The organism is Candidatus Avelusimicrobium aviculae (assembly GCF_949292495.1).
Classification (GTDB): domain Bacteria; phylum Elusimicrobiota; class Elusimicrobia; order Elusimicrobiales; family Elusimicrobiaceae; genus Avelusimicrobium; species Avelusimicrobium aviculae.
In genome coordinates this window covers 20,346-42,979 of the sequence record NZ_CASEZB010000032.1, presented here as the reverse complement: position 1 = coordinate 42,979, position 22,634 = coordinate 20,346, and the positions used below count along the sequence as shown (strand labels likewise).

At 49.2% G+C, this 22,634-nt stretch carries 18 protein-coding genes; 10 read left to right on the top strand and 8 right to left on the bottom strand.

Annotated features, from left to right (window positions below):
* Positions 1–119 precede the first annotated feature (119 nt).
* From leuS to holA, 3 genes are read left to right on the top strand one after another with little or no spacing between them, the layout of a single operon-like run.
* Positions 120–2,633 carry a leucine--tRNA ligase gene (gene leuS, locus ACQY33_RS06990; protein WP_428075283.1) on the top strand — a complete coding sequence of 838 codons (2,514 nt, stop codon included), beginning with the start codon at positions 120–122 and terminating at the stop codon, positions 2,631–2,633.
* Positions 2,634–2,643: 10 nt separating this feature from the next.
* A complete protein-coding gene (locus ACQY33_RS06985; protein WP_428075281.1) occupies positions 2,644–3,225 on the top strand; it encodes a hypothetical protein in 582 nt (193 codons plus the stop codon).
* 3 nt (positions 3,226–3,228) lie between these two features.
* The gene (gene holA, locus ACQY33_RS06980; RefSeq protein ID WP_428075279.1) at positions 3,229–4,239 is read left to right on the top strand and encodes a DNA polymerase III subunit delta; all 1,011 of its coding nucleotides are present in this window, start codon (positions 3,229–3,231) and stop codon (positions 4,237–4,239) included.
* Positions 4,240–4,678: 439 nt separating this feature from the next.
* Here holA and rpsT read toward each other — a convergent pair whose 3' ends face one another.
* Positions 4,679–4,960 carry a 30S ribosomal protein S20 gene (gene rpsT / locus ACQY33_RS06975; RefSeq protein ID WP_428075277.1) on the bottom strand — a complete coding sequence of 94 codons (282 nt, stop codon included), beginning with the start codon at positions 4,958–4,960 and terminating at the stop codon, positions 4,679–4,681.
* 112 nt (positions 4,961–5,072) lie between these two features.
* Between rpsT and ACQY33_RS06970 the strand changes: the two genes are divergently transcribed.
* The 3 genes from ACQY33_RS06970 to ACQY33_RS06960 all read left to right on the top strand — a co-directional run bounded on the left by ACQY33_RS06970 (position 5,073) and on the right by ACQY33_RS06960 (position 8,791).
* Positions 5,073–6,404, top strand: coding sequence for a GIY-YIG nuclease family protein (locus tag ACQY33_RS06970; RefSeq protein ID WP_428075275.1), 1,332 nt, complete (start codon positions 5,073–5,075; stop codon positions 6,402–6,404).
* Between the two features lie 48 nt (positions 6,405–6,452).
* Positions 6,453–7,649: a hypothetical protein gene (locus ACQY33_RS06965; RefSeq protein WP_428075273.1), complete on the top strand. Its 1,197-nt coding sequence runs from the start codon at positions 6,453–6,455 to the stop codon at positions 7,647–7,649.
* A 266-nt stretch (positions 7,650–7,915) separates the two neighbouring features.
* Positions 7,916–8,791 (top strand): hypothetical protein, encoded by an 876-nt coding sequence (locus ACQY33_RS06960; protein WP_428075271.1) that lies wholly within the window; start codon positions 7,916–7,918, stop codon positions 8,789–8,791.
* A gap of 104 nt (positions 8,792–8,895) precedes the next feature.
* Here ACQY33_RS06960 and ACQY33_RS06955 read toward each other — a convergent pair whose 3' ends face one another.
* Genes ACQY33_RS06955 through gltX form a run of 3 tightly spaced genes read right to left on the bottom strand, consistent with a single transcriptional unit; the run spans position 8,896 to position 13,726 of the window.
* Positions 8,896–9,975: a type IV pilus twitching motility protein PilT gene (locus ACQY33_RS06955; RefSeq protein ID WP_428075269.1), complete on the bottom strand. Its 1,080-nt coding sequence runs from the start codon at positions 9,973–9,975 to the stop codon at positions 8,896–8,898.
* 19 nt (positions 9,976–9,994) lie between these two features.
* Positions 9,995–12,232 (bottom strand): hypothetical protein, encoded by a 2,238-nt coding sequence (locus ACQY33_RS06950; RefSeq protein WP_428075267.1) that lies wholly within the window; start codon positions 12,230–12,232, stop codon positions 9,995–9,997.
* A 30-nt stretch (positions 12,233–12,262) separates the two neighbouring features.
* Positions 12,263–13,726, bottom strand: a complete 1,464-nt coding sequence (gltX, locus tag ACQY33_RS06945; RefSeq protein ID WP_428075266.1) for a glutamate--tRNA ligase — start codon at positions 13,724–13,726, stop codon at positions 12,263–12,265.
* 139 nt (positions 13,727–13,865) lie between these two features.
* On the opposite strand from gltX, the gene ACQY33_RS06940 reads away from it, so the two are divergent.
* Together ACQY33_RS06940 and ACQY33_RS06935 are read left to right on the top strand one after the other, a co-directional pair.
* Positions 13,866–14,939 carry a metallophosphoesterase gene (locus ACQY33_RS06940; RefSeq protein WP_428075265.1) on the top strand — a complete coding sequence of 358 codons (1,074 nt, stop codon included), beginning with the start codon at positions 13,866–13,868 and terminating at the stop codon, positions 14,937–14,939.
* Positions 14,936–16,621, top strand: a complete 1,686-nt coding sequence (locus ACQY33_RS06935) for a glycoside hydrolase family 3 protein (RefSeq protein WP_428075263.1) — start codon at positions 14,936–14,938, stop codon at positions 16,619–16,621. Before ACQY33_RS06940 ends, ACQY33_RS06935 begins: the two co-directional genes overlap by 4 nt.
* Here the strand turns inward: ACQY33_RS06935 and ACQY33_RS06930 are convergent.
* Entirely contained in the window at positions 16,567–17,241 is a 675-nt protein-coding gene (locus ACQY33_RS06930; RefSeq protein WP_428075261.1) for a DedA family protein, read from the bottom strand. The genes ACQY33_RS06935 and ACQY33_RS06930 overlap by 55 nt on opposite strands.
* A gap of 93 nt (positions 17,242–17,334) precedes the next feature.
* A complete protein-coding gene (locus ACQY33_RS06925; RefSeq protein WP_428075259.1) occupies positions 17,335–18,654 on the bottom strand; it encodes an MFS transporter in 1,320 nt (439 codons plus the stop codon).
* Between the two features lie 161 nt (positions 18,655–18,815).
* Here ACQY33_RS06925 and ACQY33_RS06920 point away from each other — a divergent pair, with 161 nt between their 5' ends.
* A complete protein-coding gene (locus tag ACQY33_RS06920) occupies positions 18,816–19,310 on the top strand; it encodes a YajQ family cyclic di-GMP-binding protein (RefSeq protein WP_428075257.1) in 495 nt (164 codons plus the stop codon).
* A gap of 8 nt (positions 19,311–19,318) precedes the next feature.
* The gene (locus tag ACQY33_RS06915) at positions 19,319–20,569 is read left to right on the top strand and encodes a tetratricopeptide repeat protein (RefSeq protein ID WP_428075255.1); all 1,251 of its coding nucleotides are present in this window, start codon (positions 19,319–19,321) and stop codon (positions 20,567–20,569) included.
* A 65-nt stretch (positions 20,570–20,634) separates the two neighbouring features.
* Here the strand turns inward: ACQY33_RS06915 and ACQY33_RS06910 are convergent, their stop codons facing one another.
* Both ACQY33_RS06910 and radC read right to left on the bottom strand, forming a co-directional pair.
* Entirely contained in the window at positions 20,635–21,924 is a 1,290-nt protein-coding gene (locus ACQY33_RS06910; RefSeq protein ID WP_428075305.1) for a serine dehydratase subunit alpha family protein, read from the bottom strand.
* Positions 21,924–22,610, bottom strand: a complete 687-nt coding sequence (radC, locus tag ACQY33_RS06905) for a RadC family protein (protein ID WP_428075253.1) — start codon at positions 22,608–22,610, stop codon at positions 21,924–21,926. Before radC ends, ACQY33_RS06910 begins: the two co-directional genes overlap by 1 nt.
* Positions 22,611–22,634: the final 24 nt, after the last annotated feature.

Here is a 22,634-nt window from a genome sequence, read left to right as displayed (position 1 = left end):
AATAAGTAAACCAAACGCTATCATAGATAGCTACTATATTATAAGGGAAAACTCCCCAAGCCGCAATAGCAAATTATAAACCAAACGTTTTTGTGTGTAAAAATTGATAAAATGAATTTATGAGCATAGATAACTTTCCCCAAATAGACAAGAAACAACAAGAACGCTGGGAAAAGGAAAACCTTTTTGCCAGTCCCAAACTGCCCAAAGGCAAAAAATTTTATTGCCTGGATATGTTTCCGTACCCGTCCGGCGCGGGCTTGCACGTAGGCCACCCGGAAGGATACACCGCTTCGGATATTCTTGTTCGTTTTAAACTAATGAACGGCTATGACGTGCTTCATCCCATGGGGTGGGACGCGTTTGGCCTGCCGGCGGAAAACTATGCCATTGCTACCGGGATACACCCGCACGTTACCACGCAAAAAAATATTTCCAACTTTAAACGCCAAATTAAAGCCATCGGCTTAGCCTATGACTGGAACCGCGAAATCAACACCACGGACCCGGACTATTACAAATGGACCCAATGGATTTTTTTACAACTCTTTAAAAAAGGCTTGGCCTATGAGTCTACCGTACCGATAAACTGGTGCCCTTCCTGCAAAACCGGCTTGGCCAATGAAGAAGTTTTCAACGGCAAATGCGAACGCTGCGGCCACGAAATAGAACGCAAAGCCCTGCGCCAATGGATTTTAAAAATTACCGCCTATGCCGAACGCCTGCTGGAAGACCTGCCCACCTTGGACTGGCCGGAAAGCACGCTGACCATGCAAAAAAACTGGATAGGCAAATCCCAAGGGGCCAATGTGGTGTTTAAGCTGGACGGGCACAACGAAACCTTAACCGTGTTCACCACCCGGCCGGATACGCTTTTTGGCGCCACCTATATGGTAGTGTCTCCGGAGCACCCCATTTTGCAAAAAATCACCACGCCGGAGCAAAAAACCGCCGTGGAAAAATACCAGGCAGACTCCGCCAAAAAGAGCGATTTTGAACGCGCCGATTTAAACAAAAACAAAACCGGCGTGTTTACCGGCGCCTACGCCATTAACCCCGTGAACGGCAAAAAAATACCGGTGTGGACGTCAGACTATGTGCTTATGGGCTACGGCACCGGGGCCATTATGGCCGTGCCCGCCCATGACGAAAGAGACTACGCCTTTGCCAAAAAATTTGGTTTAGACATTATTGAAGTCATCAAAAGCGAACAAGGCGTAGAAAAAGAAGCGTTCACCGGGGACGGGGAGCTGGTCAACTCCGGCTTCTTAAACGGGCTTCGGGTAAAAGAATCCAAAGCCGCCATGATTAAATGGCTTGAGGAACACGCCTGCGGCAACGCCAAAACCACGTATAAACTGCGGGATTGGGTGTTTGCCCGCCAGCGCTATTGGGGGGAACCTATCCCCATTGTGCACTGCCCCAAATGCGGGGTGGTGCCGCTGCCGGAAGACCAACTGCCGCTGCGCCTGCCGGAAGTGGAAAAATTTGAGCCGTCCGGCACGGGGGAATCCCCCCTGGCCACGGTGGACAGCTGGGTAAACACCACCTGCCCCCAATGCGGCGGCCCCGCCAAGCGCGAAACCAACACCATGCCCCAATGGGCCGGTTCCTGCTGGTATTATTTGCGCTACATGGACCCCAAAAACGACAAAGCCTTGGTAGACCCCGCCATAGAAAAAGCCTACGGCCCGGTGGATTGCTACATAGGCGGAGCCGAACACGCCGTATTACACTTGTTATACGCGCGCTTTTGGCATAAAGTATTGTTTGATTTGGGGATAGTGTCCCATAGGGAGCCTTTCCAAAAATTGCGCCACCAAGGTATGATTTTGGCCTACTCTTACCGGGACAAAATGGGCGCTTACCACGCTTATGAAGACATTGATTTTAAAGACGGGAAAGCTTATTTAAAAACCACCGGGGAAGAATTAACCCCCATGGTGGAAAAGATGTCCAAATCCAAGAAAAACGTCATTAATCCCGACGACATCCTCTGCCAATACGGCGCGGACGCTTTCCGCATGTATGAAATGTTCATGGGCCCGTTTGAAGCCAGCAAACCCTGGGATATGAAAGGCATTGAGGGCATTACCCGCTTTCTGCGCCGCGTAGCCCAATGGGGTGAAGACGCCGTGTTAAAAGACGGACGCGATGAACGGAAACTGGAAATACTTAAAAACAAAACCATCGCCAAAATTAATGAGGATATAGAAAACTTCCGCTTTAATACGGCTATTTCCGCCTTAATGGTATTTTTTAACGAAGCCGGCAAACTGCCCCAAGTAAGCAAGCATACGTTTGAGACGTTCATCAAACTCTTGCACCCGTTTGCCCCGCACCTGACGGAAGAAATCTGGCAGCTGCGCGGTTACCCGGGGTTTGTGGTAAAAAGCGCTTGGCCGCAAGTGGACCCGAACCTCCTGCAAGACGACATGGTGGAAATAGGCGTGCAGGTAAACGGCAAAGTGAGAGACCGTATCCAAATACCGCCCGCCGCCCCCAAAGAAGAAATTGAAAAATTGGCCTTAGCCAGCGCCAAAGTGCAGCGCAATTTGGAAGGCCTGGAAGTAAAAAAAGTAATTGTTGTACCCGGCCGGATGGTAAGCATTGTGGCCGCACCTAAAAAATAGAGGAACTCTTATGAAGAAAATAATGGCTCTTTTACTCACCAGCGCCGTTTTGGCGGCTTGTGCCGGGCAAGGGGTGGTTTATAAACCGCAAGCCCAAATTATGCCCCAGCATATTAAAAAAATAGCCGTACGGCCTATTTTAAATAAAACCGAAGTCTTTGCGTTGGAAGACAAATTTTACATTGAACTTTACGACCAATTCCTGCAAAACGGAACCTATCAAATTGTGTCTGAAAACAACGGGGCGGAAGGCGTGGTGGTTACCACCATTACACGCTATTTAAACATCCCCATACAGTATGACAGCCAGCTCATCCCCACCGTATACCGCATGGAAGTATGGCTGGACGTGGTGTTAATAGACAAATCCACCAACCAGCCGGTATGGAGAGAGCCCGCTTTCTTGGGCACGCAAATTTACTCCGCCTCCACCATGCCCGGCGGCATGACGGAAGTACAAGCGCGCGACGTAATTTGGCAGAAACTTTCCAAAGACATTATTAAACGCACGGTGGACGGGTTTGGTTCCGTCATGAGCGAAAATAAAAAGAAAGTCATGCAAAACCCGGAATACACTACCATTACCCAATAAGCCATGCCAAAAACCACAGCGGATAAATTACTGGCAGAAATTGAACAAAATAAAATTTCCCCCGCCTATTTACTGACGGGGGAAGATGTTTACCGCAAAAACCAAGTGATTAACCGCTTGGTGCAGGCCCTCCAGCCGGACGATTTTAATATTTACCGCAGTGAAGCCGATAAGGCCGATTTGGGCGAAGCCCTGGCTTTAGCCAATACGGCGCCCGTGTTTTCCAATACGCGCGTGGTGATTATCACCGGTGTGGAAAAATTAAGAAAAGAGCCTAAAGAAGCCCTTATACGTTATTTGGATAACCCCCTCCCCACCACAACGCTCATTTTAACGCATAATGACGCCAAAAAATTAAAAACGGATAAAACCCTGCTGGAAGCAGCGGGGGACGCCGGGCGCGTGGCGGACTTTGCCGAACTAAAAAAAGAAGAACTAAACATATGGGCCCGCAACAAAATGCAGGAAAAAGGCCTTCAGCCGGATTTTAACGCCGTAGACATGCTGTGCGAGGCGGTGGGAGCAGAACTGTCCGCCATGGAAAATGAGATAGAAAAAATTTACCTCTACACCCTGGACCGGGCAGATAAAACCGTTACCGCGCAGGATATTTTGGCCTGCATCGGTTTTTCCAAAGAAGAAAACCCTTTTGAGCTTTCCAACGCCATTACCTCATGCGACCGCAAACGCGCCATACAACTGGTGGACAAATTATTAGATGACGGAGAAGAACCGGTAGGTGTTTTAAGCAAAATGACTTTCCCCATTTTAAAAATGGCCCGCATTAAACGCCTGACGGAAGCAGGACTATCCCAAAGCGAAGTGCTCCGCCTGGCCGGTCTAATGTTTTGGGAAAGCCGCTTGGTGAACTCGGCCCGGCGTATGCCTGGTCAAGCGGCTTTTAAACGCACGCTGGACCGTATCATAGAAACGGACGCGGCTTTTAAATCCTCCAGCGGGGCGGACCCCAAGACCGCTTTAAAAGGCATTTTGCTTACGCTTTTTAATAAATGAAAATCCGGGGCTTAGCAGCCCCGGATTATTCTCTTTTCCCGGAGAAAGATTCCACTCCCTCCAGGCATATAACGCGCCATTTACCCCCCGGTAAATTTGTTCTGCGCACGCATCGGCATATTTAAGTATACAGGACAGAAGAAACCCATAAATTCTACTTACCGGTAAGTATATTTTAACACAAAGAAATAAAAAAGGCAAGAGAGAACGCTTTTTAGTTTTTTCAACCTTTTTTCCCTCATTGGTTTTGCCCAAAAACCCGCCCTTAAAACACCTCATTTGGCAAAATATATCCCTCTCAAAAAAGGGTGGGCAAAACGCTAGAAACAAGAGACATCACGCCGGCAAGACAAAAAGACGGCAAACCTCTTTGGTTATTGCGTTGAAAAAGGGAATAAAAAACCTCCCTTACGGGAGGTTTTTGTTTGTCGCCTAAAATTTATTTAGCGGCGGATTTGTTGGCCGCTTTGGCCAAGCGGGATTTCTTGCGGGCGGCCGTTTTCCAGTGAATTACACCTTTTTTGGCGGCTTTATCAATGCAGGATTCCGCTTTTTTCAAATCTTCTTTCAACGTGGCGGCTTTGGTGGAAGCGGCGGCTTTCACGGTTTTGGTGGCCACACGGACCTTTTTAATAAGCCCTTTGTTCTGGGAAGTTCTCTTCTCAGCTTGGCGCTGGGCTTTTAAAGCGCTGGTATGTCTACCGGTTTTTAATTTTGCCATTTAAGATTCCTCTATACAAAAATCTGTTAGATATATTTTATCCAATTCCGGGGCACGGGGTCAACCATTTTTTTGCCGGGCGCATGCGGCCCGGAAATGTTAAAATAAAAAAATGGATCCCAGGCTTTCTATTTTACCAAATAAACCCGGCGTTTACATCATGCGTTCCAAAGAGGGCGCCATTATTTACATCGGAAAGGCCAAAAACCTGGCGGACCGGGTAAAACAATATTTCCAAGCCTCCAACCTCTATTCCCGCGGCTGGAAACTGCCCTGCCTGCTGCCCCTCATCGCTAAAATTGATTACGTAACCACCGCCAGCGAAAGAGACGCCCTTGTATTGGAAGAGAAACTAATCAAACGCTACCAGCCCTTTTTTAATTCTTTAGGCAAAGACGGCAAAAGTTACCCTTATTTAAAACTGACCATGGGGGAAGACTTTCCCCGCCTGCATTTAACCCGCCGCCGTACCCCGGGGAAAGATTTGTACTTTGGGCCGTACCCCAAATCCAGCATTGTCAAAAGCCTGCTGCGCTTTTTATGGAAAAGCAAATACGCCCCGCTGCGCCCGTGCAAGTGGAATTTTTCCCGCCAAAAACCGCTGGACGAAAAAAAAATTAAAACCTGCATTTACTACCATACCGGCCAATGCCCGGCCCCCTGCGCGGGGAAAATATCTTATGAGCGATACCGCGAAATCGCCCAGCGCATGGCTTTGTTTTTAGAAGGAGATTTTGACAACATCACCCGCAGCATTACGGTGTTGATGCGCCGTTGTTCCCAAAATTTAGAGTATGAGCAAGCCGCCGTGTACCGCAATTTTTTACAAGCGCTGGAACACATGAAAGAACGCGTGCTGGTGGGAAAATTTAAAGAAGAAAAAATTGTTACCGCCATGGATAATACCGATAAACTAAAACGCTTGGCGGAGGTCATCGGCATGCATAAACTGCCGGCCCATATAGAAGCGTTTGACAATTCCCACCTGTTTGGGCGGGAAGCCGTAGGCTGTATGGTGTGTTTTATAAACGGTGAAAAAAATACCGAACACTACCGGCGTTTTAAAATACGCTCCAAATTGCCGCAGCGGGGCGGGAGCGATTTTACCATGATGGAGGAAAATGTATTCCGCCGCCTGCGCCAAATCAAAAGGGACCCCTCCCAAATGCCCGACTTAATTTTGCTGGACGGCGGAAAAAGCCAAATACACGCCGCCATGAACGCTTTTGAGCGGGCGGGGCTGTATATACCGTTTATCGCGCTGGCGGAAACGCATGAAGGAATTTACCTGCCGGGCGCCGCCGAAAGCATCAAACTGCCTATCGGGGACCCGGCCCTCAACCTGCTTATGGAAATACGCGATGAAGTCCACCGTTTTGCCATTACCTACCACCGCAAACTGCGCGACAAGCAAACCTTGTCAGACGGGCCCATGACCGCTTAGGCCTTTTAGCCCTGGCATACCCTGCCAAAAAATAAATACAATAGAGATATGAGACTGTTTCCCCTTTGCGTCAATATGCTGGCAGGAAGCTTACTGATCGGGTTGTCTGCTTCTGGCCTGCAGGCGCAGCCATACTCCCAACGTGCTTTTAAAGGAATACAAAAAGCCTGTAAGCGCCACCCCAGCAAAAACCCATATTTTAAAAAACAACGCCAACAGACACCCTCTTTTAAGAAAAAGGAAGAATTAAAAAAATGGCAAAAAGAGGTGGAAAAAAATTTCTCGGCCGCCGCGGCGGAAGCCCAACTTCTGCAGCTTACAAAAAATCCCTTCGCAAAAACCCTGCTGGGCCAATTTGATGAACTGGTTTCTTCTTTTCCGGCCGCGCTGCCAGCGGAGGTGCTGGCCCGCAATAACACCATGGCGGCATTGTTCCGCAAACATTTTATAAGCCGTATCCGTTACATACAAAACAACCGGGAAAGTATCCTGCAACACATTGAACAAACCGTTTCCGCTAATCCGCCCGATTACTTGGCTTTGCTGGAAGATAAAAATGTTATTTTTGCCGCCGTACACCATTATGACCCTTTTCTGGCGCCGGCTTCGCATGAAATTGTGTCTTTGGTAAAACAATATAAGGCAAAAAATCCAAAAGCGCAGGTCTTAATAGCGGCCGAGGCTTTATCCACCACTTTAAACGGCAAGCCCGTCCCGTTGCTGACGGAAGAAAACCTTTCTTTAGAATGGCTGAAAGCCAATCACTGGGGACCCTCTTTTAACCCCTATACCCCCCTGGCCCAAGAAAACGGTATTTCCTTTTTACCGTTGGAAAATTATACCCAGTTATTAAAATACGGAAAAGAAAACCAAACGCTTTACGCTAAATCCCCCCTGGGGCTGGAAGAACGCAACCGGCAGTGGGCCAAACGCATTGCAGAAGAACGGAAAAGAAAAATATTAGAAACCGGGGAAGATTATGATTTAATTTTGGTAATAGCCGGCGAAGCACACCTGCGGTATATGTTTCCCCAAAATTTACCGGCCATTATGAAGGAAAAACGTGCCGCCGTAATAGATTTTTCTTTGCGGGATGCCAAGCTTTTTGCCAATTATTTTTGGGACAAATTGCCCGGCGGCACGGCACGGCAAATGATCCCCCCTCAATACTATATAATCAAACAAACAGACCCCAAAACCGCCCAATTATTAGGGGCGGATTTATACATAAACACCCCCTTATAGGCCTTTTGGCCCCACACACCAGGGACTTTGGGCCCTGTCTTTTCCCCTGCCACCTGTTTATAATAATAATATGAAGCCTATTTTGCACCTCTGTTTACTTAGTATGCTGCTTTCCACCTTGCCCCACGCATGGTTACGCCCAACGTTGGTTAAAACCCTTTCATAAAACCTCCAAAAAAGTTTTCCCCCAACAAACGCTAGCGGCAAGCTGTGTTTTTCCTTTCACGAAACAAGAAATTAAAAACGCCGCCAGGCAAGCCGAACAAATGTGGCAATTACAGCAAATCAACGCCGCCTTAGATAAAAAAGTTTTGGCAGACTGGGCTTTGCAGCAAAGTGTGCGGATACAATCCCACGCGTACCACAAAGAGGCGCAGCATTTGGCTTTTATCCGCCACCATGCGCAGCGCATGCAAGCTACTTTGAAGCGTGATTTTGTACATATAAACGCCGTAAACTACACCCCTTTTATTAAAGATAAAAACAAAATACTGGTGGCGGCAGACTGGAACCCCGGCTCCCAACTGCAAATAGCCAAATTGTTAGAAACCATACGGAAACAAAACCCGCAAAACAAAATAATAGTAGCCAGCCCTTTCATTCCGCCCAGCGCCCGGCCGTACGCATCGGGGCAATATAGTCGCTTTTTTAAAGACAATGGGGCAGACCTGTTTTTCAAACAATTATTGCGCCAACCCCATATGGTATTAGTAAATTTAAAAACGGAAGAAAACTTATCAGTTAAAAACCATTGGAAGAACTGGCTGGAAGCGATAGAGCCGCTTTATCCCCAGCCTGTGTTGGGGAAAAACAAAGATATTTTAATCATCATCGCCCCGGCACGCTTTATTGAAGGAAATGCGGCACAGCTCAAACAAGAGTGGCAAAACAGACTCTTTTGGAACCAAGACAAAATACTCACCCTATCCATACGAACCCAAAAAGAGAGCACCCTGACCGATTTTAAATGGGAAATAATCACCTCCCGCGGGAAAACCCCCATTCCCGCCCCCTATATAAATGGTTGGCTGTTAAACGCTTTTGTGGACCGGGTAGACCCGCAGTTTAGCACGGTGTTAGGGACAGATGTGATCGTCCGCGTACATCCGCAGCTCCCCCCGCGGCGCCCGCGCCAAGAATAAAAGCCTTTTTATAGCTTTTCCCAAAACAAAAACCCCCGTTTAAAAAAGCGGGGGTTTTATATTAAATAAGAAGGGGCCTCTTTGCGGCCCCTTTTAAAATTACTTTATTTAAAATTACTTGTTCCCAATTTTTGCTGCAAGTAAGTTTTAAAGCCGGAAGGATCGCCCGAGTGGCCGATGGCTTCCTGATAGCTGATTTTCTTTTTAATATACAAATCACCCAGCGCCTGGTTCATGGTAATCATACCCATGCCGGCATTGGTTTGCATGGTGGAAAGAATCTGCTCCGCCTTACCTTCACGGATTAAGCTGCGCACGGCGGAGTTGGCAAGCAACACTTCGCAGGCCATGGCGCGGCGCCCGTCCAGCGTGGGAATTAACTGCTGGGATAAAATGGCTTCCAACACGAAGGACAGCTGCGTACGCACCTGAGGCTGTTGGTTCGCCGGGAACACGTCAATAATACGGTTGACGGACTGCACGGCGTCGTTCGTGTGCAAGGTGGCAAACACCAAGTGCCCGGTTTCCGCCAAGGTAAGGCAGGCTTCAATGGTTTCAATATCGCGCAACTCACCCACCAGAATGACATCCGGGTCTTGACGCAAGAAGTGTTTTAATGCCGCCTGGAAAGAGTGCGTATCAGAACCCACTTCGCGCTGGTTTACAATACTGCGTTTATGCGGATGGACGAATTCAATAGGGTCTTCCACCGTCATGATGTGGTTGCTTTCATTCATGTTTAAATAGTTAATCATGCTGGCCAAAGAGGTTGATTTACCGGAACCCGTACACCCGGTTACCAAAACCAAGCCTTTGTTTAACTTCATGATATTGTATACCACGGGAGGCAGGTTTAATTCTTCAAAGGATTTGAAATCATTGGGAATGGAACGCAAAGCCGCGCCCACGCAGCCTTTTTGTCTATAAATATTTACACGAAGACGACCCAAACTTTTTAAACCGAAAGAGAAGTCCAACTCTAAATTTTCTTCAAACTGCTGGCGTTGTTCGTCCGTCATGATGGAGTAAATGAGCGTCTGGGCGCTTTCTTTGGTAAGCGCCTCAAACTGGGTGGCGTACAAACGCCCCTCAATACGAAGCACTGGCGGTACGCCCACGGTAAGGTGAATATCGGAAGCGTTTTTTGCTTTCATCAGTTTAAACAGATCGTCCATGAGTATCATATACTTAACCCTCTTTGGTTTAATTTAATTTTCCTACCAAGTCCAGCGTTATATTATTTAAAGCGCCTATTAATTTGTTTGTGGAAACATCCACCTGAAACAAATATACCACCGGCTCCAGGCGGGTCTTGCTTATCCGGTATTTTACAATATATACATTATTGTGCAGCGGCGTGGCGGACCAAACCGCATTATACCCGTCGGCCAGTTTGCTTTTATAAATCCTATCAAAATAATCAGCTATTTTTCCATTAGAATTGGGCAATTCATAATTTTTTACAACCTGAAGCGCCGTATCCTGCGGAGAGACTTCCGGCGCTTTGGGCGCGGGCGGCGCGGATGGAACGCTGGGCGCAGACAAAACTTCCTGCGCGGAAGGAACGTCCGGTGCGGCGTCAGGCATTAGTTCTTCCACGGCAAGGCCTTCCTGCACAACACTCTGCGTTTGCTGTTTGCCGGAAACCACCGCTTGCTGGTGGCCAAACAACCATAATAGCCCCAAAAGCGCCAGTATAACCGCCAAAAAACCGGAAGCCCACATTAGTTTTTTTGAAGCGGGAATACGGGATTTTTCTTCTTTTATTTTTTCATTTAAAAATTTATCTATTTCCGCCGTTTTCTTTAAAGAGGGTTTAACCCGGTTTACCTGCGTCTCCACCACCGGGGCCACTTCTTTTATGGGTTCTTTTACTTCCGGAGTTTCCGTTACAGCCACCGCCCCTTTAAAAATTTCGTTTACAGGGTCTTTCCCGGCATTTTCTTTAGGCTGGGCGGGAACCGCCTGCTCTTGCTGCGCTTCTTGGGCGGGCGGCAGAGGCTCAGGTTTTTTTTCCGGTTCCGGGTTAGGAGCGGGCGCCTCTTGTTTGCCTTCCGGCGCAACCGTTAAAACGGGAGAGGCTTGCTTCTCTTTTTGTTCCGCGGCGCAAGCGGCGGGCGGAGTATCTTTTGGAGCGGCCGGCTCCGCCTGCGGGGCTGAGGCCGGTTGTTCGGCAGGCAAAACCGGAATCTGCGCCTCTTTAGAAGGTTCCGGCATTTTATCTTCCGTCTGAGGCTGAAAAGTTTCCTCGGTTTTTGCTTTTATCTCTTTGGGGGGATTCATATCCGCTTGACGCACCACAGACGGCGTTTCCTGCGGCTCTTTCACTAAAGGGATAGATCCTTCTTTCTTAGACGGGTCCTTCCCCTCCGGCAAGGACGGGGTTTCCCGCTCAACAGAAAGAGCCTCCTCTTCCTGCAAAGATAAGGAAATGCCCTGTGATAAAGTGTTAGGCAAAGGGGCCGCTTCCAAGGTTGGTTCTTCCTGCTGGTCCGCGTGAGATAAAGGAACGGAGGAAACTTCTTCCGCCGTTTCTTTTTCCTCCGCCAAAACAGGGGCGGAAACGGCGGGCGTTTCTTGCGGCTCTTCAGTTTTTACAAGGGCAGAAACCGGTTGAGTCTCTTGTTTTAAAGAAGATTTTTTTACGTCTTGTAAAATATTTTCTTTCTCTTGGGAAGCCGGGGTCTCCGGTTCGCCGGGTTGCTCCGCGGACGTTTGCGGCGGGACAGGCGCTTCTTGCACATCCGCATTTTTGTCCCGTTTTTTACGGATGCGATATTTGGGGTGGAAAGACTCTTCTTGAGGTTGCCCCGCCAATACTATGGGCACCTGCTGGGTGATAGGCTCCACCCCCGCCAAATCATCTTCTAGGGAGCCTTGCTTGTCGGACAAGTCTTCTTTCGCGGTAAAAGCATCAAAGGGATCATCTTCCAGCACGGATTCTTTTCCTATGCCGGAAGGCGGCTGGGTTTGGGCAAACTGGCTTTTTAATGCGCGGGCCAGATTCATGTCAGAATTTTCGCTTGGGTCCGGTATGCCCAAAATATTGCCCAGGTCCTCACCCTTGATATTATTAAAATAGTCTTCTATCGGGCCGGGTTTAGCGGGCGCATGCGCCGGAAAATGCAAATTCTCGGCCGGCTCCTGCGCTACGGGTTGTTCGGGAGATATGATGGGAGATTTTTCTTCCAACAGGGTGTTTAACTCCTCTTCAAAAACATCCTGCTTTTCCACATCGCTTAATACAGGGGAGGCAAACTGCGCAATGGGTGTTTCAAAATGGAAATCATCGTATGAAGCGGCCTCTCTCCAAGCGGCAGACTCCTCCCCTTGTGATTCGGGGCACACCAAACTGTGGGGGCCAAATCCCTCCCGCTCCATTAACTCCTGAAGCGGGAAAGGACCCACCACATCACCATTTTCGAAAACCCAATATCTCATGCCGTTCCTTCCGGGTCCGGCCCGGACTGTTTACTTACACAAAGCCACGGCGGCTTTTAAACGCGCAACCACGGTATCTTTGCCCATATACTCCAACATCTTAAACAAAGTGGGCCCGTGGGTGCGGCCGGAAACAGCCACGCGCACCGGGTGGAAAATCTGCCCGGCCTTCATGCCGTTTTCTTTGGCGTAGGAACGGGCGGCCGTTTCCAAATTGGCTTCTGTAAAATCGGCCAAATCCCCGTATACTTTTGCCATGCCTTCCAACACGCTTTTGGCTTCCGGCTTGGCAAAAACTTTTTCCAGCGCTTCGGCTTCAAACTTTGGTTCTTCAAAGAAGAAGCGGATTAAATCCGGTATTTCCGTTAGTAGTTTATACTTTTCCTGCTCCAGGCCGATAATGCCTTCCAAGCGGGAGCGTTCCACTTTGGAAACGTCAATTCCCGCCGCCGTGATAAACGGCAAAGCCAAATCCGTTAACCGGGAAAGCGAGGTATGGCGGATATATTCCCCGTTCATCCAGTTCAGTTTTTCCGGGTCCATAACGGCCGGGCTGGGCTGACAGCCGGAAATATCAAATTTTTCTTCCAATTCTCCCGGGGCAAAAAGCTGTTGGGAATCCGGGGTGGACCAGCCAAGCAGCGCCAAATAGTTTTTAAGCGCTTCCGGCAGGTATCCCATCTTTTGGAACTCCACCACATTGGTCGCGCCGTGGCGTTTGGAAAGTTTTTTGCCGTCCGGCCCGTGAATCATAGACAAGTGGGCAAAAATAGGTTCTTTCCAGCCCAGCGCGCGGTAAATTTGAATTTGCGCCGGCGTGTTGGAAATGTGGTCATCGCCGCGGATCACATGCGTCATACGCATTAGGTGGTCGTCCACCACTACGGCAAAGTTATAGGTGGGGTATCCGCTGGTTTTTTGGATAACCAAATCATACAAATCTTTGCTGGCAAATTTTACATGCCCGCGAATCATGTCATCCCATTCCACGTCCCCTTCCTGAGGCATGCGGAAGCGGATAACGTACTTGCGCCCCTGGGCTTCCAACTCCGCTTGCTGCTGGGGGGTTAAATCCCGGCATTTGCCGCTGTACTTAGGCGGGCGGTGCTCCGCCAGGCATTTTTGGCGGTTGGCTTCCAACTCTTCTTCGGTGCAATAGCATTTGTAGGCTTTGCCTTCGGCAAGAAGCTGGTCAATATATTTTTTATAAATACCCATATCGGCGCGCTGGGCTTGGTAATAAGGCGTATCCGGCCCTTTGGAAGTACCGTCTGGCATAGGGCCTTCGTCCCAATTTAACTGCATCCACTGCATTCCTTCAAAAATAGCGTCCGTAGAGGCTTGGGTGGAGCGTTCCTCGTCCGTATCCTCAATACGTAACAAAAACGTGCCTTTATTCTTTTTGGCGAAAAGGTAGTTAAAAAGCGCAGTACGAACCCCGCCTATATGCAAAAACCCGGTTGGGGACGGGGCAAATCTCACTCTTACTGTCATAATTCCTCTTTGTATAAAGTAAAACTGCAAATACAAATATATTATACTTATTATGGAAAATTTTTTAAAATATAAATAAATCCCGCGCGCGGGTAACATTGCCCCGGCCGCGGGCCTTTTTTGCACAGGAGCCGTTTTCATGTTTTTTTGGATAATGACCGTAGGTCTTTTTTTTATTCAATTTACAGCCGGCGTTTGGCTGCATGTGGCTTTTCCGTCCGTACCGCTTAAATGGGCGGCGCTCATTATACCGTTTCTTTTGTCCGTCTTTGTACGTTTTGGCATGACGTATACGCGCACCCACTTCGGCGTGTGGGAAAGCGTGCTGTATTATGTTGCCAACGCCTGGGTGGGGCTGGCGTTTATTATATTTTGCGCAAGCCTTATTTTCTTGGCATTGCACGGTTTGCTTTTGCTTTGCCGGTGCAATATCATTCGTTTTTTAGGGCCGGCCAGCCTAGTGATAATGGTTGTCTTGTGCGCCTTGGCCATGTGGAACGGGCTGAAAACCCCCGCCATAAAATACGTGGACGTGCATATAGACGGCGCCCCTGAATTAAAAGCGGCGGTTTTGTCTGATACGCATTTAGGGGTAGGTGTCAGTTTAAAACGCTTTGAACGCGCGCTGGAAAAACTGCAAAAAGAAAAACCGGATTTGCTTTTGGTGTTGGGAGACGTTTTTGAGTACGGCCCCGGTAAAGATAGCTACGCCCAAGCGTTGGCCCGGTTTGAAGCCCCTTTAGGCAAATACGGCGTATTGGGAAACCATGAATATTACACCGGGTATGAAAATTCCCTGCGTTTTTACCGCCAAAGCGGCATTGCTCTGTTGCAAAACGAAACGGCCCGCCCAATGGAAAATTTAACCATTGCCGGGGTAAAAGACGTACGCACCGCCCGCGTAAAAGCACAGGACGTAACCCAATTATTGGCCTCCATTCCCGCCGGGGACGCCATCTTTTATTTAAGCCACCAGCCCCTTTTGGCACAAACCGCGGCGGACGCCGGAGCCGGCCTGATGTTAAGCGGGCACACGCATAACGGACAGATATTTCCTTTCAATTTCTTGGTAAAATGGCAGTATCCGTATGTGTACGGGCTGTATCCCGTGGGACACATGAATTTATACGTCACTTCCGGCTGGTTTTATTGGGGCATGCCGCTTAGGCTGTTTGCCCCGGCGGAGATGGCGGTCATCCGGGTAAACGCATGAAAAAATGGATATTTTTAATACTGGCATTATGGCCGTTGGCCGCCGCCGCGCAAATAAAGTTTGAAGACCTGAGTTTTGAGGAAAAACTAGGCCAAACCTTGGTGGTATTTGTAGACGTAGACAGCGCAGAACAAAACCGCAAAGCCATTGAAGAAGGCAAAATAGGCGGGGTGCTGATACAGTGGGGAAATTACTCCCTCCCCCAAACCAAAGAATTGGTGGCCAAGCTGCAGTCTTGGGCCGCCAAAAGCCCGCATAAAATACCGTTGCTTATTTCTATCGATTATGAAGGCGGCACCGTATACACCCCCATCACGCTGGGTTTTGAATATTTGCCTACCAACATGATGCTTTCCGCCACGCAGGACGAGGAAGCCGCCGCCACTGTGGCTTATTTGGCCGGATTGGAACTACGCCGCGCGGGCGTGCACATCAACTTTTCCCCCGTATTAGACGTAAACAGCAACCCGCATAATCCCATTATCGGCGTGCGCTCTTTCGGGTCCGACCCGGACAATGTAACCAAGATGGGTTTGTCTTTAATGAACGGGTTTAAGGCTTCCGGCATTATCAGCGTGGTGAAACATTTCCCGGGGCACGGGAACACGACCGTAGATTCCCACTACAAAGTGCCTGTGGTGCACGATAAGCTGGACGTGATGGAAAAAACCCACTTAACCCCATTTGCCCAAGCCATACGGCACCAGGTCCCCGGTGTTATGACCGGGCACATTTTATACCCGGAGCTGGATATTAATAATATTGCCACTTTCTCCCGCCCGATTTTGCACGATTTGCTGCGTGAAAAAATGGGCTTTAACGGCTTTGTGGTAACAGACAGCTTAGATATGAAAAGCACCACTTTTTTCTGTAAAATACCGGACTGCGCCGTCAAAGCCTTAAACGCGGGGGCCGATATGCTTTTGCTGGGCAGATACATCAAAATAAACACCGTTTTTAACCGGATAAAAGAACAAATTTTAAACCAAAAAAGCACCGCGCGTATGGAGGAAGCTTCCCGGCGCATATTTAATTTAAAGAAAGAGCTGGGGTTGTTAGACGGGCCCCTCCCCGTCCCCAGCCCTACGGACAAAGCTTACCGCGCCGCCTTGCAGGACGTGAGCGACAAAGCCGTCACCCTGGTGCGCAACCGCCGCAATCTGCTTCCGTTCAAACCCGCCCGGGCGGACGGCAAAAAGCCCTCCGTTTGCGCCGTGTTTTTCGCCCCCTCCCGCTTTGCGGATCAGTTACCCAGTTTCAGCAAACCATTTTTAGAAAGCGGCTGGGACGTACGCACCTATAACGCCGCCCTTTCTCCGCGCGCCAAAGACAGCCAACGCGCCGCCCAATGCGCCAAAGGAGCGGACCTTTTGGTAGTCACCAGCCTGCAATGGGCGGATAAAACAAATATCAACCAAAAAAACGCCATTAACGGGCTGATAAAAGAAAACCCAAACACGGTTTTCATTTCTACCATGAGCCCGTACGACATTTCCAAATATCCCGAAGCGGATACGGTACTTGCCACTTACGGCTTAAGCCGCTACTCCTTGCAAAGCGCGGCAAAAATTATTTTAGGTGAACTTGAGCCCCACGGCACTTTGCCCGTGGAACTGGAAGAAGCAGATTACGGAGCCACGTCCTTGCGGGAAGAGCGGCGCGCTTTGCGGCGTTCGTTATAAAACTCAAACACCGCCGGCAGACAGGAAAGCACAATAATGGCCACTATAACATAGTGGAAATGGTTTTGCACCACAGGCAAATCCGCAAAGAAATAGCCGCCCAAGGTAAACAAAAGCACCCACAGCGCGGCCCCTATTAAGTTGTAAGAAGCAAAGTGGAAATAGGTCATTTTCCCTATTCCGGCCACAAACGGGGCAAACGTGCGGATAATGGGGATAAAACGCGCCAAAATAATTGTTTTACCGCCGTATTTTTCATAAAAAGAGTGGGCTTTGTTTAAATGGTCTTTGTTTAAAAAAATACTGTCTTTGCGGGTAAACACTTTGGGGCCGAACCATTTGCCTATTTCATAATTGCAAAAATCTCCTAGTACGGCGGCGGCAAACAGCACGGGAATTAATATCCACAAATCAATGGGGCTGCCGGCGGTAGCGGCCAGCGCGCCGCACGCAAAAAGCAGGGAATCCCCCGGCAGAAACGGCGTAACCACCAGGCCCGTTTCACAAAAAACCACCACAAAAAGCACCACGTACAGCCAAACGCCCATCATACCGGCCCAGGCGTTAAGATGCGCGTCTAGATGTAAAAAAATATCCACTATTTGAGCTAAAATTTCCATACTTATATTTTAACAAAAGCAAACCGCTGTTTGGGATTTGCCATAAAAAAGCCGCCCTGTTTCCCCAGGGCGGCTAAGCAAAACAAAGCGGTTTTAGTTGGCTTGCGGCTCGTGTTTATATTTAAACACCAGCGCGAACAATACCATAACCACTAAGGAGAACCCCGCGAAAACAAACCAGGAATTGCTCCACCCTTGCACAATGGTTTGGGACAAATCCGCCGGATACGTCTGCCCCGCAGGCAGCATGCCGTGTACGGCGGTATAAGCATTAATATGCACGTTAACCAGTTTGTTAATCACCCATTGGGCGCCCAGCGTACCAATCATAGCGCCAAAGCCGTTGGTCATCAACATAAACACGCCCTGCGCGCTGGAGCGGATGGAAGGATCCGTCTCTTTATCCACAAACAAAGAACCGGACACGTTAAAGAAATCAAACGCCACCCCATATACAATCATGGATAACACCAACATGGTAATGCCCAGCCCGGTGGTAGGGTTGCCTATGCCAAACAAACCAAAGCGCAGCACCCACGCCCCCATACTGATCAGCATCACCCGTTTAATGCCAAAATGTTTCAGCGCAAAGGGAATAAGCAAAATACACAAGGTTTCCGATATTTGGGACAGAGAAATCAACGCATTGGCGTTGTTAGCCCCCCACGAACCGGTGAACCCCGCCAAAGAGTTAAACCCATTGATAAACGGGTTGGCATAGGCGTTGGTAATTTGCAAGGACATGCCTAAAAGCATAGAGAAGATAAAGAAAATTGCCATCTTTTTTTCTTTAAACAAAGCAAACGCTTTTAAGCCCAACGCTTCGGACAAAGATTTGGCTTTGTCTTTGCATACGGGGCAGGCCGGCAAAGTAAACGCATACACGGCCAGCACAATCCCCAACGCCGCGGAAAAATACCACTGCATATAATTGTTTTGAAAGCCGGTAAAGTTGGAGATCAACATGGCGCAAATAAAACCCACCGTGCCGAACACGCGGATGGGCGGGAAAGCCGCCACCGTATCCAACCCCGCCTGGCGCAAAGCAGTATACGCCACAGAGTTAGATAGCGCCAACGTGGGCATATAAAACGCCACGCTAAGCGTGTATAAGGTATAAACGGGAGTGAAATGCACTTGCGGCAAAGAACCCATGTATCCGGCCGCGGCCAAAAAAGCCGCCGCCAAGAAATGGCACAGCCCTAATAATTTTTGGGCGGGGATCCAACGGTCCGCCACAATACCGATAACGGCCGGCATAAACAGGGACACAAAGCCCTGCGTGGCGAAAAACAAACCAATATTTTCCGCCAGACCCACATTGGCCAAAAACGCGCCCATGGAAGTCAAATACGCCCCCCAAACGGCATATTGGAGGAAGTTCATTACGGTAAGACGGGTTTTAATATACATAAGAATTTTCCTTTCGCCGGCAGGCCTGAGGCCACGGCGGCAAAAGCGGATATAACCTCCGGTAAGATAAGAACAACTGGTGCAGCGGTGCTTCCCTTGTATTGTACAAAAAAATATATAATATAGAAACCTAAAAAAGCTTTTACGCAAGGAGACCGTTTATGGCAGATTACAGCTTTGATATTGTATCCAAAGTGGACTTGAACGTTATTTCAGAAGCCGTCAGCGCGGCCAACAAAGAAATAACCAACCGCTATGATTTTAAAGGAACCAACTCTAACATTGAACTCAACCAAAAAGACAACGAGCTTCGCCTCGCTTCCAGCGATGAATATAAAGTAAATACCTTGCGCGACATTATATTCACCCGCATTGCCAAGCGCGGCATACCGCTTAAAAACATGCAGCCCCAAAAAATAGAAGCCGCCCTGGGCGGCACCGCCAAACAGACGGTAAAAATACAGCAGGGCATCCCGGCGGACAAAGCCAAAGAAATTTCCAAATCCATTAAAGAAGCCAAGCTGAAAGTTTCCGCTTCTATACAGGGGGACCAGCTTCGCGTTTCTTCCAAATCCAAAGACGAACTGCAAGCTACCATGGCTTTGCTCAAAGGCAAAGATTTTGGCGTTGAGCTGCAGTTTACCAACTACCGCTAGGAGGTTTTATGAAAAAGTTTTATCTATCCGCAGCCGTTTTGTTTTTATGCGTAACCGCCGGAGCCAAAGAGTCAGAAGACGCCTTGGAATTTTATCAGGCCCAGTCCCGCTTAGTGTCTGAAAACAGACGCCAAGACCAAGCTTACGCCGCCGCGTTGGCGGATTCGCTGGCGGTATGGCAGAAACGCTTTCCGCAAGACAAACAAAATAAAGACGCTCTTCTTTTACAGGCGGATTTGTTCGTGCGGGCGCAAGATTATCCTTCCGCTTTGGCGGCTTTGCTAAAATCCCACTATTTATTTCCGGTTCCCAACGATTCCGCCCTGCTCGGCTCCCGGGTGGAAGCCGTTATGAACGAATTGGACAAAGACCAAAAAGGCCAAGCTCTTAAACTGTTGGCGGCCAATGTGGACGCGTTAAACAAAGAACAACGCCAAGAGGCTTACCTACGCGCGCTTTATTCCATTGACACGCCGGATATGTACGCCGTCACCGCGCTGGAGATTGACGACTTTTTAGCCCAAAACCCCGGTTACGCCCAAAACGATAAAATTGAAATTTTATACGGGGACTTGCACCGCCGTAACCATAACCCCATGGCCGCCGCCGCCCAGTATAAAAAAGTAGGGGCTTTGTATCCCAAAACAAACTATAAAGCGGCCAGCACCCGCATGGCGGCGGACGTCTACGCCGATGACTTAAAAGACCCGCAAACCGCCACGGCCATGTATAACCAGGTGTTAAAAAATTATCCGGATTCCGTGGAAATCGGCGTAGTATACAAACACTTGGGCATTATGGAAGAAAACAATAAAAATTATGAAAACGCCCTTGCCTATTATGATAAAGCCATACAAATGCTGGAAGGCAAACCCGCCGCTTATGACGCCATGATTGGCAAGGCGGACGTGTACGCAAAAATGAAAGATTACCAAAGCGCTTACAACACGCTCGTCCAAACGGCGGATGCCTTTAACGAAAATGAGGAAAAATACGTTTCCACCATGCTCAAAGCGGCCGAAGTGGCGGACCGCCGGTTAAAAGACCGCAGCCAAAAATCCGTCACGCTGGAGAAAATCCTGCTGGCCTACCCGCAGACCCGCCACGCGCCGGAAATTATGTTTGAGCTGGGCTACTGCTATGAAAAACAAGGCAAAATCGTACAGGCCGCCGCCATGTATAAAAAGCTAATACTGGCCTACCCTACCGATACTTTTGCCGAAAAAGCCCAACCCCGTTTAGACCGTTTAAACAAATAACCCTTACCGGTAAACAAAAAACCCCGGGGAATAAACCCCCGGGGTTTTTGTTTTGTTAAAAAACACTACCGGCCGGATTTTTCTTCCATAATATCCACAATCATCGGGTCCACCCGGCTCATGCCTTGGCTGGAAATATTGCCTAAGTTCTGTATGGTTTCCTCCGCCGTGCGGCCGACAAAGCCTTCCACTTCGGTAATGCCGTAATCATTAATAGCCATATAGGCGGAGCGTATAGCGGAATCGGTAGAGCTGACCACTTTTAACGCGCAGCCGCTTTTGGCCCCGTCGCACAGCATACCGCCAATATCGCTGATAATATTATTAACAGCCAGCGTAATGGCCGGAACGCAGGCCCCCCGCTGCTGAAACACAATCGCCGCCGTAGCCCCCACTCCTGCGGCAATGGCGCAGCCGCATATAGGGGCCAGCTCTCCCGTAAATACTTTCACATAGCCGTTTAATAAATGGGAAAGAGCAATGCTTTTTAAAATAGTGGTTTCCTCCACCCCCATTTCTTTGCCCACTTTCCAAGGCACCAAAATAGTTACCACCCCTTGGTTTCCGGACTCCCCGCTGCTCATTACCGGCACGGGGCGCCCGTCCATGCGCGCGTCCGCCGCGCAGGCGGTTAAAATTTTAGTGGAAGAAAGCAAATCCATTTGCAGCAATCCTTTGCGCACCAGCTCTTTAATATAAAAACCCACTTTCTGCAAAGCTTGGCCCATTTCCGCCGCTTTTAAATTCATTTCCACGCCCTTTTTGATATAGGCCAAATCGTCCGCGTCGGCCTGTTGGGCCGCGTCCAGTAAATCCGCCAGAGTGGCTCTGCGCAAAGCTTCTTTATATTGGGCGGGGCCGGCCGGTTTATTTTCTTGCGGGGAATCCTCCCGCAACACTTTGCCGTTCACGCTAAGCAAAGTAACGTGGGTATGGCTGCCGGAAATAACACACTTGGCCGTTAACCCGCCCGCGCCTTGGGCCTCACACTCCACATAAAACCCATGCGCCTGCGGCAGTACATGCGCCGTAACGGCGTGGGCGTTTACCATTTTCTTTGCTTGAGAGAGCACTTCTTTATCGGCCCCGCTGAGTATTTCCATATTCAGCTCCGGCTTGGCAATCAACAGCCCCATGGCGCCGGCCAGCAGGTTGCCTTTTTCCCCCTCTGTGTTGGGAATGCGCACCCCCATACCGTTTTTATAAGTGCCCGCGTCCAACTTAAACACCGCTTTTTGGGGAATCTTCCCCAACGCTTTTGCCGCATAAGCGGCGCAAAGGGCCACGGAAACGGGCTCCGTACAGCCCATGGCCGGATATACTTGGTTAGCCAATACTTCTTTTAATAAATTCATCATATTTTTCCATTTGCTCTTAAACTGTAATGTGTGCCTTTTCCTACAATAATATGATCATACACGCTAATGCCCAGCAGGCGGGCCGCGTCTACCACCTCGCGCGTAAGCAAAATATCCTCTACCGAAGGGGTAGCGTCCCCGGACGGATGATTATGCACCAAAATGACAGCCGCCGCCTTGGCCGCCAGCGCGCACTCCACTATTTTGCGCGGGCTTACGCTGACGCGGTCTATTAAACCCGTGGCAATAATTTCCGCTTTGGTAACCGTATTGCGCACCGAAAGATAAATCAGTTCCAAACACTCTTCGCTTTTCCCTTCCAAAGACGCTTTGCAATACTGCGCCACCTGCTCCGGAGTGCGTATGGTTACTGTTTCGCGCACGGCCTCCAAGGCATAACGCTTAAACACTTCTCTTACCAGTTTAATAAATACGGCGGTATTGGGGCCTATGCCCTTTACGCTTTTCAATTCCTGCGGGGACGCGTCCAGCACGCCGGATAAAGAGCCAAAACGTTTTAGCAAAGCCCAAGCCAGCGGCTTGGTATCCCGGCGGGCGATGGCGTACGTCAACAGCAGTTCCAGCACTTCATGGTCTAAAAAAGGCGCAAGGCCTCCTTCGGCAAATTTGCCGCGGATACGCTCCCGGTGGCCCAGGTAGGAAGGTTTTTCTTTCGGCTTCATAGTGATAGTTTTTATTATACCGTT

Excerpts from the sequence above, each read along its gene's own strand:
- ACQY33_RS06940 (WP_428075265.1), top strand. The coding sequence starts at position 13,866 with ATGTTTTTTTGGATAATGACCGTAGGTCTTTTTTTTATTCAATTTACA.
- ACQY33_RS06930 (WP_428075261.1), bottom strand. The coding sequence starts at position 17,241 with ATGGAAATTTTAGCTCAAATAGTGGATATTTTTTTACATCTAGACGCG.
- rpsT (WP_428075277.1), bottom strand. The coding sequence starts at position 4,960 with ATGGCAAAATTAAAAACCGGTAGACATACCAGCGCTTTAAAAGCCCAG.
- ACQY33_RS06925 (WP_428075259.1), bottom strand. The coding sequence starts at position 18,654 with ATGTATATTAAAACCCGTCTTACCGTAATGAACTTCCTCCAATATGCC.
- leuS (WP_428075283.1), top strand. The coding sequence starts at position 120 with ATGAGCATAGATAACTTTCCCCAAATAGACAAGAAACAACAAGAACGC.
- ACQY33_RS06985 (WP_428075281.1), top strand. The coding sequence starts at position 2,644 with ATGAAGAAAATAATGGCTCTTTTACTCACCAGCGCCGTTTTGGCGGCT.
- ACQY33_RS06955 (WP_428075269.1), bottom strand. The coding sequence starts at position 9,975 with ATGATACTCATGGACGATCTGTTTAAACTGATGAAAGCAAAAAACGCT.
- ACQY33_RS06935 (WP_428075263.1), top strand. The coding sequence starts at position 14,936 with ATGAAAAAATGGATATTTTTAATACTGGCATTATGGCCGTTGGCCGCC.
- gltX (WP_428075266.1), bottom strand. The coding sequence starts at position 13,726 with ATGACAGTAAGAGTGAGATTTGCCCCGTCCCCAACCGGGTTTTTGCAT.
- ACQY33_RS06970 (WP_428075275.1), top strand. The coding sequence starts at position 5,073 with ATGGATCCCAGGCTTTCTATTTTACCAAATAAACCCGGCGTTTACATC.
- radC (WP_428075253.1), bottom strand. The coding sequence starts at position 22,610 with ATGAAGCCGAAAGAAAAACCTTCCTACCTGGGCCACCGGGAGCGTATC.
- ACQY33_RS06915 (WP_428075255.1), top strand. The coding sequence starts at position 19,319 with ATGAAAAAGTTTTATCTATCCGCAGCCGTTTTGTTTTTATGCGTAACC.
- ACQY33_RS06960 (WP_428075271.1), top strand. The coding sequence starts at position 7,916 with ATGTGGCAATTACAGCAAATCAACGCCGCCTTAGATAAAAAAGTTTTG.
- ACQY33_RS06910 (WP_428075305.1), bottom strand. The coding sequence starts at position 21,924 with ATGAATTTATTAAAAGAAGTATTGGCTAACCAAGTATATCCGGCCATG.
- ACQY33_RS06965 (WP_428075273.1), top strand. The coding sequence starts at position 6,453 with ATGAGACTGTTTCCCCTTTGCGTCAATATGCTGGCAGGAAGCTTACTG.
- ACQY33_RS06950 (WP_428075267.1), bottom strand. The coding sequence starts at position 12,232 with ATGAGATATTGGGTTTTCGAAAATGGTGATGTGGTGGGTCCTTTCCCG.
- ACQY33_RS06920 (WP_428075257.1), top strand. The coding sequence starts at position 18,816 with ATGGCAGATTACAGCTTTGATATTGTATCCAAAGTGGACTTGAACGTT.
- holA (WP_428075279.1), top strand. The coding sequence starts at position 3,229 with ATGCCAAAAACCACAGCGGATAAATTACTGGCAGAAATTGAACAAAAT.